General features: G+C 37.2%; 12 protein-coding genes. 9 read left to right on the plus strand and 3 right to left on the minus strand.

Going from position 1 to position 17,727, the window contains the following annotated elements:
- Positions 1–7: 7 nt before the first annotated feature.
- Positions 8–442 carry a hypothetical protein gene (locus ACMX9J_RS14450; RefSeq protein WP_033578088.1) on the minus strand — a complete coding sequence of 145 codons (435 nt, stop codon included), beginning with the start codon at positions 440–442 and terminating at the stop codon, positions 8–10.
- A gap of 337 nt (positions 443–779) precedes the next feature.
- Between ACMX9J_RS14450 and nirB the strand changes: the two genes are divergently transcribed.
- Both nirB and nasC read left to right on the plus strand, forming a co-directional pair.
- Complete coding sequence (gene nirB / locus ACMX9J_RS14455) at positions 780–3,125, plus strand: nitrite reductase large subunit NirB (RefSeq protein WP_416225893.1); 2,346 nt, start codon at positions 780–782, stop codon at positions 3,123–3,125.
- A 19-nt stretch (positions 3,126–3,144) separates the two neighbouring features.
- Positions 3,145–5,295 (plus strand): assimilatory nitrate reductase catalytic subunit NasC, encoded by a 2,151-nt coding sequence (gene nasC / locus ACMX9J_RS14460; protein WP_416225894.1) that lies wholly within the window; start codon positions 3,145–3,147, stop codon positions 5,293–5,295.
- 49 nt (positions 5,296–5,344) lie between these two features.
- On the opposite strand, the gene ACMX9J_RS14465 is transcribed toward nasC, so the two are convergent.
- Positions 5,345–6,526: an MFS transporter gene (locus ACMX9J_RS14465; RefSeq protein WP_047751628.1), complete on the minus strand. Its 1,182-nt coding sequence runs from the start codon at positions 6,524–6,526 to the stop codon at positions 5,345–5,347.
- A gap of 369 nt (positions 6,527–6,895) precedes the next feature.
- Between ACMX9J_RS14465 and speE the strand changes: the two genes are divergently transcribed.
- Positions 6,896–7,783 carry a polyamine aminopropyltransferase gene (gene speE, locus ACMX9J_RS14470; RefSeq protein WP_034269436.1) on the plus strand — a complete coding sequence of 296 codons (888 nt, stop codon included), beginning with the start codon at positions 6,896–6,898 and terminating at the stop codon, positions 7,781–7,783.
- A gap of 3 nt (positions 7,784–7,786) precedes the next feature.
- Here the strand turns inward: speE and ACMX9J_RS14475 are convergent, their stop codons facing one another.
- A complete protein-coding gene (locus tag ACMX9J_RS14475) occupies positions 7,787–8,461 on the minus strand; it encodes a hypothetical protein (RefSeq protein ID WP_047751627.1) in 675 nt (224 codons plus the stop codon).
- A gap of 245 nt (positions 8,462–8,706) precedes the next feature.
- Here ACMX9J_RS14475 and ACMX9J_RS14480 point away from each other — a divergent pair, with 245 nt between their 5' ends.
- From ACMX9J_RS14480 to ACMX9J_RS14505, 6 genes are read left to right on the plus strand one after another with little or no spacing between them, the layout of a single operon-like run.
- Positions 8,707–11,328 (plus strand): putative amidoligase domain-containing protein, encoded by a 2,622-nt coding sequence (locus ACMX9J_RS14480; protein ID WP_416225895.1) that lies wholly within the window; start codon positions 8,707–8,709, stop codon positions 11,326–11,328.
- Positions 11,325–12,734, plus strand: coding sequence for a Mur ligase family protein (locus ACMX9J_RS14485; protein ID WP_034269446.1), 1,410 nt, complete (start codon positions 11,325–11,327; stop codon positions 12,732–12,734). The genes ACMX9J_RS14480 and ACMX9J_RS14485 overlap by 4 nt, the downstream gene beginning before the upstream one ends.
- A gap of 13 nt (positions 12,735–12,747) precedes the next feature.
- Entirely contained in the window at positions 12,748–14,265 is a 1,518-nt protein-coding gene (aepX, locus tag ACMX9J_RS14490) for a phosphoenolpyruvate mutase (protein WP_034269449.1), read from the plus strand.
- Positions 14,258–15,388 carry a phosphonopyruvate decarboxylase gene (aepY, locus tag ACMX9J_RS14495; protein WP_416225896.1) on the plus strand — a complete coding sequence of 377 codons (1,131 nt, stop codon included), beginning with the start codon at positions 14,258–14,260 and terminating at the stop codon, positions 15,386–15,388. Before aepX ends, aepY begins: the two co-directional genes overlap by 8 nt.
- On the plus strand, positions 15,381–17,222 hold the full coding sequence (locus ACMX9J_RS14500) for a 2-aminoethylphosphonate aminotransferase (protein ID WP_034269455.1): 1,842 nt from the start codon (positions 15,381–15,383) through the stop codon (positions 17,220–17,222). The genes aepY and ACMX9J_RS14500 overlap by 8 nt, the downstream gene beginning before the upstream one ends.
- Before the next feature lie 7 nt (positions 17,223–17,229).
- Positions 17,230–17,652, plus strand: a complete 423-nt coding sequence (locus ACMX9J_RS14505; RefSeq protein WP_416225897.1) for an NUDIX hydrolase — start codon at positions 17,230–17,232, stop codon at positions 17,650–17,652.
- The last annotated feature ends 75 nt before the right edge of the window (positions 17,653–17,727 follow it).

Here is a 17,727-nt window from a genome sequence, read left to right on the forward strand (position 1 = left end):
TTATTTGTTAATACACCACTCCAAAATGTCGTGATGCGCAGTTTTGGCAGGTTGTATGGTCAAAAAGACTCTCAGGAATGATAAATTCAAAACAAAATTGACATTGTTTGAATTGACTTTGTCTATAAAACATTGTCTCTAAGAAAATAGCTGTAATATGTTCGGTTATACGCTTATGGGAACGTTGTTCTAAAGTGGACCACGGAATAGACTGATGCTCTATGTAAATCGGAGAAGAAGTATAGGGTGTATCCCATTGAATGGCTTGATATCCAAACGTAAGGCCATGACGTGCTGCTGATGTAAATATGATCAGGTTTTGATGGAATTCTGGTAGAGGTAATTCTAGTTTTTGATCTTTAAGCGATCTCGTTTTGGAATGAAGGTTATACAATTTAATTTGAAAATGAATCCACTGAGTGGCGTGAACGGTTATTGACATGTTTTAAACCTCCAATTCAGACTCTTTCTTTTATCATAATTGATTTCAAAATAAATAAATAGTAGGCAAAAAGAAGATAACAAAATTTTATATAGAGTACTTATAAAGCGTAGAGAAAGGTAATGCAAGCACAGCATCCTTTTTTCTACCCCTTTTTAAAGCAGATTAATCTTCTATATAAAAGCCTGCTTTCAACGAAAGGTATCGGCGTATTCATACGCTTTAAACAGATTTTAATGTTAGAAGTTATAACAAGGTCCATTTCTTTTAGAGAAGTTTATGAAATAATAAAAAATGTATATTTTACGGTCTGAATCTATGTGTTGGAGGTTTTTATATGACGAAACAAAAGCTGATAGTAATCGGAAACGGAATGGCGGGAATGCGCTGTATTGAAGAAATTCTTATTCATTCTCCAGATTGTTTTGATATTACTGTTTTTGGAAGTGAGCCTCACGTTAACTATAATCGAATTTTATTATCAACCGTTTTACAAGGCAGTACAAAGCTTGAAGATATTAACATTCATTCTTTTGCATGGTATAACGAAAATAATATCACTTTATTTAAAGGAGAAAGTGTTACGCACATAGACACCAAGAGAAAAATAATAAAAACAGATAAAAACAGAGAGACGATGTACGACAAGCTTATTATTGCTACTGGTTCGAGCCCGTATATGCTCCCCGTTAAAGGTGCTGAAAAAGAAGGTGTCCTCGGTTTTCGTACCATTGAAGACTGTCAAAAAATGATTGAAATTTCTAAACAATATAAAAAAGCAGCGGTTATTGGAGGAGGTCTGTTAGGGCTGGAAGCTGCTAGAGGACTATTAAATTTAGGGATGGATGTTCAAGTTATTCATCATTCGGGTTTTTTAATGGAGCGACAGCTAGACAGAGCAGCATCTGCCATGTTAAGAGAAGAATTGGAAAAGCAAGGCATGAGTTTTCTATTAAACAAACATACGGATGAGATTATAGGGGGAAATCGAGCAGAAGGCGTCCGATTTAACGATAACAGCAAAGTTGCAGCTGATTTAGTTGTAATGGCTACAGGAGTGAGGCCAAATGTGAATCTCGCTAAAAAAAGCGGAATAGCAACAAATAGAGCAATTATCGTAAATGATTATTTAGAAACGAGCATTCCGGATATCTATGCAGTAGGTGAATGCGCTGAACATCGGGGGATGACATACGGCCTTGTTGCTCCTCTTTACGAACAAGGGAAAGTCTTAGCGCGACACCTTTGCCAAATGAAAAACGAGGGTTATGGCGGGTCCGTTCTTTCCACTCAGTTAAAAATATCAGGAATAGACGTTTATTCGGTCGGAGAGTTTAAGGAAAATCAAGGTGCAAAAGCTATTACGATTTCGAATATGTTAGATGGTATATACAAAAAAGTAGTTTTTCGCGAAGGGAGAATAGTGGGAGCCGTTCTTTTTGGGGATACCAGTGAGGCTATAAAGCTATCACAAATGATTAGTGAAAAAAAGGATTTGTCGCAAGCGGAAAAAGTACAATTATTTCCTTCTCAATATGAAAAGGAAAATGCAGCAGCTTCTATGTCAGTTACAGATATGGTATGTAACTGTAACGGTGTAACCAAGGGAGCTATTATTGAAGCAGTACAGAAACATGATTTAACGACAGTAGATGAAATAAAAAATTGCACGAAAGCTTCTGGTTCATGCGGAGGATGCAAGCCCCTTGTAACAGATCTTTTAACATATATTCAAAGCAATGAATTTGATGAAAACATTGAACAAAAAACCTTTTGTGCTTGTACACATCTATCAGAAGATGAGCTGGTAAGAGAAATGCAGCAATATCAATTTGAAACGGTTCAGCAAGTAAGAGAAATGTTAAAGTTTAAAGACATGAAAGGCTGCTCGTTATGTGAAGGCGGTCTTCATTACTATTTAAATATGATGAATCCTCATTATGAAAATAATCGACATTCTTTATTTACTATGGAGAATGAACAGGCCGTTTTGCTTCATGACGGTACTTATGCAGTGGTACCGCAAATTCACGGTGGTCTGACAAATGTACAGGAATTAAGGAACATAGCAAATGTAGCTGAAAGGTACAACATCTCGAATATTCGTTTAACAAGTGATCAGCGCATTCAACTTATTGGAGTGAAAAAAGAATATCTTTCGTTGATAAGTGAGGAAATAGATAGAGGACTTCAGCAGCTATATGAACGTACAGTTAAAAATGTATCTGTTTATATAGGAAAAGGAACGTGTATTTGTCAGTATGAACCTGCTCTTGCTTTATCAAATGAATTAGACAAACAGCTTGAATACGTAAAGACCCCATGCGATATCAAAATCAGTATTGCTTCTTGTTTTCACATTACAGAGGATGTCACAACAAGTGATATAGGATTAAGAAGAATAGACAGAGGTTGGGAAATATATGCTGGCGGAAGCAGCACAGAAGCCAGAAGCGGGGAGCTGTTTTATGTGGCCGAAACGAACGAAGAAGCGATAGAAATCAGCTGTTCTTTGATTCAATATTACCGTGAAACGGGGAACTATTTAGAAGCTGTCGGCAGCTGGATCGAGCGAGTAGGAATTGTTCATGTCAGAGAAGTTTTGTTTGAGGCAGACAATCGAGAGTATTTAATGAAGCAGCTCAGCTCAGAACGCTCTCGTGCAATCACATATTTATTATAGGAAAGAAGGGTGACCTACGATGACTGAGATGCTGTTGAAATATTTTCGTGAGCAGCAAAAGCAAGTTGAAACCGAGCGTATCTATAATACGCAGTGTCCTTACTGCAGCATGCAGTGCAAAATGCAGTTAGTTGAACAAACACATGTAAAAAGAAAAACGTATAAAACAATTGGAAGAGACAACCCTACTTCTCAAGGAAGATTATGTATCAAAGGAATGAATGCGCACCAGCATCCTTTGCATAAAGATCGGATTCAATATCCTTTGTTAAAAATAAACGGAGAGTTTGTAAAGATTTCTTGGAGGGAAGCTCTTGACTATATTAAAGAGCACGTTACAGAGATTCAAGAGAAGAATGGAGCAGATGCGCTAGGTGTTTATGGAAGTGCCTCTATTACAAATGAAGAAGCTTATTTATTAGGGAAATTTGCTCGAGTTGCGTTAAAAACAAAGTATATTGATTACAATGGACGCTTATGTATGTCAGCTGCTGCTTCTGCTGCTAGTAAAACATTTGGCATGGACCGAGGATTTACGAATAGCTTACAAGAGATTCCGTTTACTGAATGTATTATGTTAGCTGGAACAAATATTGCGGAATGTCAGCCAACGATTATGCCTTATTTTGAAAAAGCAAAAGAAAACGGAGCTTTTATTATTGCTATTGATCCAAGAGAGACAGGTACAACTAAAATAGCTGATTTACACCTGAAGCTTAAACCGGGGAGCGACGCGGCATTAGCCAATGGAATCTTGAAGGTCATTATCGAAGAAAATTATCTAGATGAACGATTTCTACAAGAACGTGTTAATGGATTTGAAGAGGTAATGCAATATGTGGCGTCTCTAGAATTTAGTGTCATTGAAGAAATAACGGGAGTGCCGCTTGAGAAAATGTATCAAGCTGCCCGTATGTTTGGTCAAAGAGAAACAGGAATGATTTTTACTGCTAGAGGGGTAGAGCAGCAAACAGACGGGAGTGCTGCTGTGCAGAACTTTTTGAATATTCTACTTTCTGTCGGGAAAATCGGTAAACCTCGCTGCGGATATGGAGCCATTACTGGTCAAGGAAATGGGCAAGGAGCCCGAGAACACGGTCAAAAAGCAGATCAGCTTCCAGGCTACCGTTCAATTGAAAATCACGAGCATCGGATGTATATAGCAGATGTTTGGAACATAGAGGAGAAAGATCTTCCTAGAAAAGGTGTTTCTGCATATGAAATGATTGAAAAAATTCATGACGGTGAAATTAAAGGGCTGTTTCTGGTATGTTCAAATCCAACCGTTTCAAATCCAAACGCTAATTTTGTTAAGAAGGCTTTTGAAAAGCTTGAATTTCTAGTGGTAGCAGATATGTTTGAATCAGAAACGGCAAAATTAGCAAACTTAATTTTACCAGCATCCTCTTATTTGGAAGATGAAGGAACGATGACAAATGTGGAGGGAAGAGTTACATTGCGCGAAGCTAGCTTTCCGCGCCGTGGCGAAATCAAACACGACTGGGAAATACTATGTGAAATTGCTAAAGTTTTAGGGAAAGAGGAATATTTTTCGTTTTCATCAGCTGAAGAAATATTTAATGAACTGCGAATAGCAAGTAAAGGAGGAATCGCGGATTACTCCGGTATTACGTACGAACGATTACGAGCGGAAAAAGGAATTTTATGGCCATGCAGAAGCTTAACAGATAAAGGAACCGAGCGCCTGTTTGAAACACGTTTTGCTCATAGTGATGGAAAGGCGATGATGGTCCCTGTCTCCAATCAAGCTATTGTTCCTAAAGCAAAAATAACGAAAAAATATCCTCTCTATTTAACAACAGGGAGAGTGGTGTCACACTATTTAACGGGTGTACAAACGCGAAAAAGTGCATCTTTATCTGCTAGAAATTTCGAATCTTTTATGGAAATCCACCCTTCAACAGCGAAAAAATATGAAATATCGAATCAAGAATTAGTACAAATTGAATCTTCATATGGAAGGATTGTGGTAAGAAGCAAATTTTCAGAGGGCATTCGGCCAGATACCGTATTTGTTCCTTTTCACTGGGCGGATTCTCAAAATGTTAATAACCTTGTTTCTGAGAAATTAGATCCCGCCTGTAAGATGCCTGGCTTTAAAGTAAGTGCCGTGAATATTAGCCCTTCTGTAAAAAGAAGCAGTTATTAAAAATGCTGATGCAAAAAGCCTCTTGCAAAAAGAGGCTTTTTACGTGGAATCAGGCAAGGTGCTTTTGGTTAATACGTACATCTTGTTTTTTGAATCCAGAATAATTCAGTAAGAGACAGAATAGAGCAAAAAGCGCTAGTAAGGAAAAACCGACAACGTAATCTCCGCTTGTATCTTTTATAAAGCCTAGCACAATAGGAGGGAAAAAGCCGCCTACTCCTCCGAATGCTCCTACGATCCCCGTAACAGCTCCAATATTTCCTGTTGAAACAGATGGAACCATTTTAAAAACAGCTCCATTTCCGATACCAAGGGTAATGGCTGCAAGTAAGCAACCTGCGCTGAATAGCGCGAAGGAGCTGATGGTAAAGGCGATAAATAATCCTATTAGCAGCATTCCGGTAAAGACAAAGGTGAGTACTTTTTTTGCTCCGAATACATCCGATAAATATCCTCCAAGAGGCCGTACAAACGTTGCTAATACAACAAAAATAGCTGTTTTCAGCCCGCTGTCTACGGTTGATGCATTAAATTGATCGTGCAAAATGGTAGGGAGATAGATGCTGAATGTGACAAATCCACCGAATGTTAAAAAATAGAAAACGGACAAAAACCACGTTTCTCTAAATTTTAATACCGATAAAGATTCCTGCAGCGTTTTAGGAGAAGCAGCAGAAGGGTGGTCTGAAGTTCCTACCCATAATAAAAGAGCCATTAAAGCTACCGCAATTGCTAAACTCCAAAATACCCAAGGCAAGCCAAAAGAAGAAAAGATAAGTGGAATACTAAAGCTTGCTACCGCTGATCCTAAGTTGCCCATCCCGGCAATTCCTAAAATAAAACCTTGCTTTTGAGGTGAATACCATTTAGAGACATATGTAATGGAAATAGCAAATGTTGTTCCAGCCATGCCGATAAAAAATGCCCAAAAGAGCAGCATGGAGTAAGAATGAGTAAAGCCTGCACAAATGGTAGGGAGTAAAAGAGCAAGCATTGTTAACGAATACACTTTTCTTCCGCCGAAGCGATCTGTTAAAATTCCCATTGGAATCCGCATGAGTGAACCTAATAAGACGGGAGTGGCAATTAAGATACTTTTTTCAGCATTGGTTAATGAATACATCACTTGAATATCTGCGGCGATAGGCGCGAAGACAGACCATACTGAAAAAGCAATAATCATAGATAAAGTCGAGATAAGAAGTACAGATAAGGGCCGTTTAGAAAACATTGCTTAAAAACCTCCTTTTTTATATACAGCGTAAAGCTGTTGCAATATGGTAATTATGATACTACGCTTTCTTTCTTATGTATCATTCTGTGTTAGGCTTTCTTCCGTACTTTTGCTGAAGAACGGACGCAGATAAAGGCGGAGAGATAACTTAGAGTTGTACTCTATCTAAGTGCTGATGAAGAAACGATTAAAAAGCTTCGAAAGAAAAGTAAGTAGAAATATTGTGGGAAGAATGGAAGAAACATTGAAATTAGAAGAGATTAATAGAGTAAGCACCTATAAATTTGTGCTATCGAATTATAGCGAAATGAAAAATAATTCATATTTTATATAGAACACAAATTTTTGAAATAGAAGGTGGAAAAAGTGACAGAAAAGCATCCTCTTTCAGGTTATAAAAAGGATGATAATGGAGTTCTCTGGATCTGGAGTTACGTTGGACAGGCTAGAGTGAAAATGGGGTATAAAGTAAAAAGTCTGCTTCACTATGAGCAATCTTCCTATCAGCAAATCAGTATTGTGGATACAAAATGGTATGGGAAAATGCTGGTGCTAGATGGTACTCCACAAATTTCAACAGGAGAAGGGTTTATTTATAATGAAATGATTAGCCATGTGCCAATTATAACGCATTCAAATCCCCAAAAAGTTGCGATGATTGGCGGAGGAGACTGTGGTCCTGCACGGGAGGCAATGAAGTATGATGGAATTCAACAAATTGATGTAGTCGAAATTGATCCAAAAGTTACAGAAATCTGCCGCACCTGGCTAACTCCGGCTTCTTGTTATGATGGTGAAACCAGGCTCAATATGATACATCGAGATGGAATAGATTGGATTCAAGAACAAAAAGGAGTTTATGATGTTCTCATAATTGATCGACCTGACCCTGTTGGGCCCGGAAAAAAACTATTTCAACCTGATTTTTATCAATATGTCTACAACAGCCTTAAAGATGATGGCGTGGTTGTTTTTCAATCAGGTTCTCCTTACTACAATACTTCTACGTTACAAGGCACAGTTAAAAATTTAAAGGAGCTATTTCCCATTGTCCGCACATATCTAGTGACTATACCTCTGTTCCCTTGCGGCATTTGGAGTTTTACGATTGCTTCTAAAAAAATGGATCCTCTTCAGGCCGATTTAACGAAGCTACAGCATTCACATACTCAATATATTGATCCTGAAATTTTCCGCGCATCATTTGTTTTACCTAAATATATAAAAGAAATAGTAGACGGAAAGGATTCTTAAAAACTAAGTAGCGACAAATGTTTGTTGAAAGTCATCAATAATCTCGGAAAATATATTTGTTATAGCAGATCTATGTTTGCTGCGCAGAGTCCGGGATAGTTCAATTTGAAACGTATTAAAATTATGACTGTAACCTGTATAGTTCCTATTGTCACCTTGTCTGTGAAAGGCAATTGATTCGTTTCCAACAAATTTATTATCAACTATTACATGGATTTTTGGTAACGAATCTTCAGCTTTTTTAGTCAAGGCCTGTTGAAACCAATCTTTAACGTCCTTTGAGCAAGATTGTCCTTTTAAAGTCCCCACTTCAATTGCATAAGGCCCGTAATGTGTATCCTTCATTCCATGAAAAGATAAATGCAAATAGGGTGTTAAAAGGCAATCATTACTATCTATTATCTTTAAAGATTTGATAATTTCTTGGATTGTTCTTCTATATTCTTGTATCCCCTCGTAGTTTGTTTTATTTAGGTTTCTATTTAAATCTGCTACGGTTCTAGAAACCGTACTAACGATTCCTGCACATCCTGTTTTCTTAACTAAATTCTCTACAATTTTATCCGTAAATAAATCAGCAGCGGGTGGTTCTGCATGAAGTGCATCCACATGACAGCTCATAAAGCCGGTTCCTTTATTGTATTTTAAGTAGTTTCCATGAATGAATTTTAATGTCATTGACTATTTCTCCTTTTATATCGTTTGAAATCTATCCTTTCTATAATAAATGCAGTGAAAATAAAATCGGTGAATTATTACGCGTGTTAAATACATACATAAAAAGTTTTTAGATACGGTGGAAATAAATAGATAAATGTACAGGAGTATTTTGTATAGTTACATACTATATGATTAGCTGATTATTGTTATAGGGCATTAAAGTAGCAAAATACGATAGAAAGTTCTAATTAGGAGGCTTTAAAATGGATCCAATGAGAGAAGAGTTAGGGATATTATCTGATAAAGAAATGACGTTGCAAACTCTTAATCTGAATAATATACCGTCTGTTGAATTAGTTGACCCAAAAACCTGTTCATATCCAGTGATAGGGAGGAAATATGGTCACCGTAGCGGAAGAGATATTGTTATCGTCAATACAAAGGATCAAGCAATATATGAAGGATATGATTATTTTACGAAAATATATGCAATAGACAAAGAATATTGTCTAGAAGTAGAAGGACTGAGCGTAAAAACAGTACAAGTAGTGACCAGTGAACATGTAGTATTTAATGAAATACCCATTCGAACGCAAGCCTTCGGTTGGAAATTAGAACAGATAAACAGCATGGATGTACCGGAAATGCTGATGAACGTAGCCATTCGAGCGCTCTACGTAACAGGAGCTAAAAGCGGCTTTGTTAAAATGGGTGTATTAGAAAACGGAGAGTGTATCGTCACAGATATTAACTCATCAGAAAGCGAATGGATAGAAAATCCGCTAAAGCCTAGTGTTCCTTTTAGCATGGGTGCTGATGTTGAGTTTATGTTAAGTTGTGATGGAGAGCTTCTACCAGCTTCTACTTTCTTTTCTGTTGAAGGTCCGGTAGGTTGTGATGAAAGGCAAATAGAGCAAGATAGCGGTGAGTATGCATTAGTAGAAGTTAGGCCTGAAAAAGCGAATTCATCAACAGAGCTATTTCAGAATATCCAAAAATTAATAGAAAAAGCATCTGCACAGGTACCATATAAAAACGTTCATTTTCGGGCAGGAAGCATGCCGTTTTCAGGGTATCAATGTGGAGGGCATATTCATTTTGGCATCCCGCTTTCTTTATCTTTATTAAGAGCTCTTGACCACTACCTTGCTATTCCAGTAGCGCTGATAGAAGAATCTAAAACCGCTAAACTTAGAAGGAAAACGAACCATGGAGGCCTTGGACGCTATCGTGAGAAACCGTATGGATTTGAGTATTTAACGTTAAGCTCTTGGATTATCGACCCTAGAATTACTCTCTCTACTTTAGCTCTTGCTCAGCTAGTTGCTACCCATCATCATGAATTAAAAAGCGAATTTTTATTTCATCCACTTACGCAGCGTGCCTACTATCAAGGGAATAAAATCTTTCTTAAACGGATGTGGAAAGATATCAAGGCGAATCTTATGAAAACATCTAGCTATCCACACTATCAAAATGAACTATCTTTTCTATTTGAAATGATCGAAAAAGAAATTTCTTGTGATGAATCAAATGATATTCGCAGCAATTGGAATGTAAAGATTTCTAAAGAAATCTATAATCGCGGATATATTATCCAAATCCCCAAAAAGCTCCGTTTAAAATACGGCCTCAAAGAGGGGCAGTCTACAATTGTTAGTGCAGGAAAGGCAATATCAACCGCAACTGTTCATTCTTACCCTTTTTCATTTCGCCATCCAAATATGGTTCAACTCTCTAAATCTCTCCGTGATAAACTATCTCTCCCAAAAGATTGGTGCCCCAAGCTATCAGCTTCAGAAGGTATCATAACTTTAGGTCCTATCATTGGCATTCTTGCTAACCGTCCTTTTGAAAGACAAACAACTTATTTCCACCATTTATGTCGCTTAGCAAATGAAAAGCGAATGCTTGTATATGTGTTTGAACCCGAAGATATTGATTGGGAGAAAAAACTGGTTAAAGGAACAACCATTAACGGTGAAGGGCTTTTTCCTTTTCCTGCTGTTATTTATGATCGTTATTTCATAGATGGTAGAAAAAATATTTTAATAGATGAAGTAAGGGCAAAACTTCAGGCGATTTATAAAATTCCTTTTGTTAATTCTTCAAATTTGTTTCAGCTTACGGGAGATAAGTGGGCAACATATCAACTTCTTATGAAAGAATATGAAGAATTTCTTCCGGAGTCACGTCTAGTAAAAAAACCTGCTGACATTGCAGAAATGCTTGATAGCTACGGAGAAGTTTATTTAAAACCGCTTGGCGGAGCCTTAAGTAAAGGAGTCATGCGCATCGTTCGCCGACCAACAGGCATCTTTTGGTTTGATCTTAATAAAAAAGAGCTTCATCAATTCAGTAATATGGAAGAACTATTTACTTTGCTCTCTCCTTTGATGAAAAACAATCCTTATCTTGTTCAAGAAGGAATTCGCAGAAAGCAGCATAAAGATAAAAATTTAGAAATACGGGTTTATATGCAAAAAAATGAAAAGCAAATTTGGCTTCGAACGGGTATGGTTGCGCGCCTCACCGGTGAAGATGTGCTAACGGAAGATTCTGAAACGAATATGCGCCTCAGTAAAATATTGAATAGTTTATACCCTGATCCAACAGACAGAAGGCTCGTTATAAACCAACTAGCTAAAATATCTAAAAATATTGTTGCAACAGTAGAGGAGAAAGTGGGCCCTTTTGGGGAGCTGGCAGTAGATTTATGTATAGATCAGTATGGTTCCATAAAGTTACTCGAAATAAATGCAAAACCAGATAGTCTATTCTCACAAATTAGAGCCTATAAGCTGCGTACTTTGGCGGGGATTCGTCTGCTCAATTATGCATCTTCACTGGCGGGTTACGAAGAAGAAAAGGAGGATTTAACATGAAGAACTTCACATTAAATGAAATCCTTAAACAAACGGGGGGAGACCTTTGTTATGGATCAGGAAATCCGGTTATTAAACATGCTATAAACTACGCTAAAAGAGATATAGAGGATCATACACTCATCTTTCATTTAGATAGAGAACCGATTAGAGGGAAGTATTGGAAAGAAAATCATTCAATCGTCGTTATAACAGATCAACCCGAGCTGTGCACGAACTTAGGGGGAAATATTATTCTTGTTAAAACAGCTCAATTAGAAGATGCTTATTGGAAATTTATCGAATACTACCGAGGGCTTTTTGATCTTCCTGTTATTGGTGTTACAGGAACTTGTGGAAAAACGACTACGAAAGAGATGATCCGACAAATATTAATTGAAGATTATAAAGTGAAAGCTACGTGGATGAGTATGAATTCTATGTCTGTAAATCTACGTTATTTAACAGGTATTGACGATACGACGGAAGTAGCTGTTTTTGAGATGCCGGTCGCTTATCCAGGCTATCTAAAAGTTGCGTGCCGCTACTTTCAACCGCAAATACGAATTTTATTAAATATAGGCGTACACCATCTCGCTGATTGTGAAACGCCTGAAGAATACATGAAAGCAAAAGCTGAAATTGTAGAAGGCTTAGATCCAAATAGCGGCATTTTGATTTTAAACGCAGATGACGAAAATATTAAGAAAGTACTTGATGTGAGTCCTTTTAAAGGCGTTGTATATATAGGTAAAAATGATGGTTCCCAATTTCAGGCGAAAGATATTAAATATGCCAATGGAGGAATGGCTTTTACTTTAAAACACAAAAACAAAGAGTACAATGCCTTTATCCCTGGATATGGTGAACATAATGTTTATAACGCACTTGCTGCCATTGCTGCTGTATTTTATGTGGGCGTTGATATTTCCGTTGCCATACAAAGACTTAGCTTATTTGAACAAGTAGAAGAACATTTGGAATTTAAAAGAGGAATGAATGAATGTACGGTAATTAATGATACATGGAACTCTTCACCTTTATCAATGGCTACAGCTCTTAAAGTTCTTAGCGATATGTCAAAAGAGAAACAATCTATCGCTTTATTAGGCTACATGCCTCAGCTAGGAGAAGGGCCTCATGCAATTAAACAATACGAAGAGATGGGAAGAAAAGCAGCGGAATCAAAAATTAACATTCTGGTTGTAGTAGGAGATGAAGCAAAAGCTATCGGAACAGGAGCTTTAAAATATGGAATGGATCCTAATAAAGTTTATTTTTGTAATACCGGCGACGAAGTATACGGTGTTTTAGCTCCTTATTTAAATGAAAATACAATACTTCTATTAAAAGTAACGCATCGTGTTATGAAAAAACCTACTTTTAAACAATTAAGAAATACACTCATTCCAGACAACGAAGAGTAAAAGGAGGATAGAAATGAAGAAGACTAAACAGCTAAGAGAGTTGATAGAAAGTAAACAGCTAGAGTTTATTATGGAAGCTCACAGTGCGCTATCTGCAAAGATTGTAGAAGAAGCCGGATTCAAAGGGATATGGGCGAGTGGCTTGTCATTATCTGCAGCACTGGGTGTAAGAGATAATAACGAGGCTTCATGGACACAGGTATTAGACATCTTAGAGTTTATGAGTGACGCAACGTCCGTTCCAATTCTTCTCGACGGCGATACAGGCTATGGGAATTTTAATAATGCAAGAAGATTGGTTAAGAAATTGGAGCAGCGAGACATTCCAGGAGTGTGTATTGAAGATAAACTGTTTCCAAAAACAAACTCATTTATTAAAGGTGAAGCACAGCCGCTTGCAGATATTAATGAATTTTGCGGCAAAATTAAAGCAATGAAAGACAGTCAAAAAGATGAAGATTTTGTGGTGGTATCGCGCGTAGAAGCTTTTATTGCAGGGTGGGGGCTGAAAGAAGCTTTAAAGCGTGCAGAAGCTTATCGCCAAGCGGGAACCGACGCCGTTTTGATTCATAGTAAAAGGTCAGATATGACAGAGATCGAAGCTTTTATGAAAGAGTGGGGAAACAGGCTCCCGGTTATTATTGTTCCAACCAAATACTATTCGGTTCCAACTGATAAATTTAGTGATTTAGGAATTAGCTTGAGCATTTGGGCTAACCATAACTTAAGGTCTTCCATTACGGCTATGCAGAAAACGTCCGCTCAGATTTATTATGATCAAAGTTTGATTAACGTAGAAAAAAAGGTCTCTCCGCTTGAGGAAGTTTTTCGCCTTCAAAAAGCTGAAGAGCTCGATATGGCAGAGAAACTTTATTTAAGCTCTGCTAATCATAGCACAAACGCTATGATTCTGGTAAAAGAATCAGCAAATGACGCTTTAATAACTGAACAAATAAATCAGTTAAAAAAAGTCGGCGTGACAAATAGTATAAAAGTAGACAGTAGCAAAGCTATGGAAGATAAGGTATCTGCTAATAGAGGAGAATTATATCCTCTTTATGCTGCGAGGGATAAGCTAGGAACTGCTACTTTAATAAGCGATAGTAACATCGTGTATAAAACACATGTTTTTGAGGAGTTAATTCATGAAAGTGGCGATATCACTATCGTAGCAGGAGCGGATTACGAGTTAAAAGGAAATCAAACATCTTATGTAACCGCTAAACTTCCCTATTCCAAACAGCTGTATTCCAAAACAGTAGACTTAATTCAAATGTCGTGCAATCCAAACTCTAAAAACATTCATGGTGAATTCATTGGTCTTTGGAAAGTTTCCGGAAAAGGCACTGAGGTTGTAAAAAAAGCTTTGGAAGAACTGGCACAAAGAAAAGATTTTGCTCAGCTCACGTTCTCTGATTTCTTTAATTATATTAATCTAATTCATCCGGTTGCTGTTAAATATACGATGGGGTCATGGATAGATACGGAAACGTATACAAAGATTCAAAAAGATGGTGGCAAAAATGATTAGTACATCATCATTTGGGAAGCAATTAAAAAAACTAGGTTTTCAATTTTATAGCGGGGTGCCTTGTTCGTATCTTAAACCTCTTATTAACTACGCTATTAACGAATGTGAATACGTTGCAGCAGCAAACGAAGGAGAAGCGGTAGCGATTGCTGCTGGTGCATCAATTGCTGGTAACAAAGCGGTTGTGTTAATGCAGAACTCCGGATTAGCAAATGCTGTTTCCCCTTTAACCTCTCTTATCCATCCATTTAAAATTCCTGTCCTTGGATTTGTCAGCTTGCGAGGAGAACCTGGATGTCCAGATGAACCGCAGCATGAATTAATGGGAGAAATTACTCCTGCCCTGCTAAATACGATGAAAATAAAATGGGAATATTTATCTTTTGATGTTGCGGAAGTTAAAAACCAATTACAGCGGGCTAATCAAGCTGTTGAAAATAATGAAAGCTACTTTTTTATTGTAAAAAAAGGAACGTTTGAGCCAGTTAAGCTTTTAGAACAATCAATCAAAAACGTTGCTTCTAAAATGAAAAGTGAACAGGTGGCAACCAACGAATTACCTTCAAGGTATGAGGCATTACAAGTAGTTAATTCATTAAAAGACAACGATACTATTCAATTGGCTGCTACAGGAAAAACTGGCCGAGAGCTTTACGAAATAGAAGATGCTAGAAATAATTTTTATATGGTTGGATCTATGGGATGCGTTAGTTCCATTGGTTTGGGCCTAGCTTTGAGCAGAAATGAAAAGAACATTATTACGATTGATGGAGACGGAGCTTTGCTTATGCGCATGGGAAATCTAGCAACCAACGGATACTATTGTCCGGAAAATTTATTACACATTCTTTTAGATAATCAAACCCATGATTCTACAGGGGGACAACATACGGTCTCTCATAACATTAATTTTGTAGATATTGCTTCTTCCTGTGGGTATCAACATTCCATTCATGTTCATAACTTAAATGAGTTAGAGACGTATATAAAACAGTGGAAAAATGATAAAAAATTAACGTTTTTATATCTTAAAATAGCGAAAGGATCTAAAAAGAACCTGGGGCGTCCTGAAATGAAGCCTTATGAAGTCAGAGAAAGACTGCAGGTGTTTTTAGATGATTAAAACAGCTGTTATTCTAGCTGCAGGGATGGGGAGCAGAATTCGTAGAAGAGCTGGAAATCGCCCTAAAGGTTTTTTGATGATTGATGAAAAATCGATTATTGAACATTCCATTTCGAAGTTAATAGAAGCGGGAGTTAAGACGATTTTTATTGGAACAGGTTATATGAAAGAAGAATATGAAAAATTAATGAATAAGTATCCTCAAATAAAATGTGTTAATAACTCCAGATACGAAACAACAGGAAGTCTGTTTACGCTCTATCAATTTAAGGATCATATTAAAGACGATTTTTTACTGTTGGAATCAGATGTAATTTATGAAAAGAGTGCGTTGAAAACATTAGTAAACCATTCGAGATCAGATGTCATACTAGCGAGTAAATTGAACGGTGCTGGCGATGAAGTGTATATCGAAACTGATGGAAATAATAACCTTAAGAATATGTCAAAACAAAAAGAAGAGTTGAGTAGTATCTATGCAGAATTAGTTGGTTTAACCAAACTCTCTTATGCTACATTTCAGAGACTGTGTGATGAAGCAAATACGCTCTTTCAGTTTAGTCAAACGATCGATTATGAATATGGCCTCGTTAAAATTTCTAAAAAAACAAATGTGTATATTCATAAACTGGACAATTTAGCATGGTGTGAAGTGGATGATGAGGATCACTGGGTAAGAGCAACTACTATTGTTTATCCGATTATTAAAGCTCGAGAAGGTATTCCACACGCTGTTAAGAGAAACATACTCCTAAACCCGGGACCGGCAACTACAACAGACACCGTCAAGTATGCTCAAATAGTGGAGGACATTTGCCCGAGAGAAAAAGAATTTGGAGAGACGATGGAATTTATCTCTGCTGAACTAACAAAATTTGTTGGGAATCCAGAGAAGTATACTACGGTATTATTCGGCGGATCTGGAACGGCGGCAGTGGAATCGATTTTAAGTTCAGTAATTGATAACGGTACTGTGGTTATTATCAATAACGGTCCATACGGTGAGAGAATGTGTAAAATCGCCGCGGTTTATGGGCTGAATTATGCAGAATATAAAAGCTCCGCCGAGCAGGCTATTGATATGAACGACTTAGAAGCTTTTATAAAAAAGATTTCAACGAACGTTTCTTATCTGGCACTTGTTCACTGTGAAACTTCAACAGGGCTTCTTAATGATATTGAACAAATTGGGGAATTTTGTGCCGTGAAAAATATCGAGATGATTGTGGATGCAATGAGTTCGTATGCAGCTGTTCCGATTGACATGCAAAAAATGAATATAAGCTATCTGGCCGCAAGTGCAAATAAGAACCTTCAAGGAATGGCAGGCGTGTCGTTTGTTATAGCAAATAAAGACCGGTTAGAAAAAACGGAGCAAATGAAGCCTCGTAACCTTTATCTTCATTTATATGATCAGTATCGCTATTTCCAAATGAATAAACAAATGCGTTTTACTCCTCCTGTTCAGACTATGTATGCCTTAAAGCAGGCAATTATAGAAACTCAGTGGGAAGGAATTGAGAAACGATATGAGCGCTACTCAAAATCGTGGACTACTTTAACTGATGGAATTACTCGGCTTGGGTTAACCTATTTGGTTCCTAAAACACATCATTCTAAAATTATTACCTCTATCATCGAGCCTTCCGATAAAAAGTATAATTTTGATATTATGCATGATTTTTTTTATAAACAAGGGTTTACCATTTATCCTGGTAAAGTTGATAAATTAGAAACGTTTAGAATAGCAAATATTGGTGATATCACATATAGAGATATAGAAAGATTTCTTCACCTTCTTGAACAATATCTTAAAGCTTTAAAAGGAGAGTGAGAAAAAGTTGAATCAAAAATTAGCTGTAGCAGTTATGGTAATCAATCAAGATCATCACGTGCTTCTAGTCAAAAACCATAGACGGGGATGGGAATTTCCTGGAGGTTTTGTAGAAGCAGGTGAATCGATAAAGGATGCGGGTATACGGGAAGTTAAAGAGGAATCTGGAATTGTTGTTGAAGTGACCAACTTTCTTGGAGTAGAGCAAGATGTTAAACGATCTACTACTGTTGTTTTATTAAAGGGAAAAGCGATTAGCGGGGAAATTTCAGTTTCTAGTGAAACGCAGGATGTAGGATATTTTACGTTCGAAGAAGCAAAAGGCATCATTAAATTAGATAACTTTAAGGATCGAATGGCTAGATGTCTAAATGAGACTGAAATACCTTTTTTCTATGTTTTAAAAGACACGGATTCCTTTTACGTATAGGCGGAAGGTTTCTGTGTTGTGATAGATGTGCGGGGTGAACTCGATTAAAAAACTCTCATCGTCATGCGCAGCGAT

It is taken from the genome of Priestia sp. RMT2NF4, assembly GCF_047872835.1.
GTDB lineage: Bacteria > Bacillota > Bacilli > Bacillales > Bacillaceae_H > Priestia > Priestia zanthoxyli.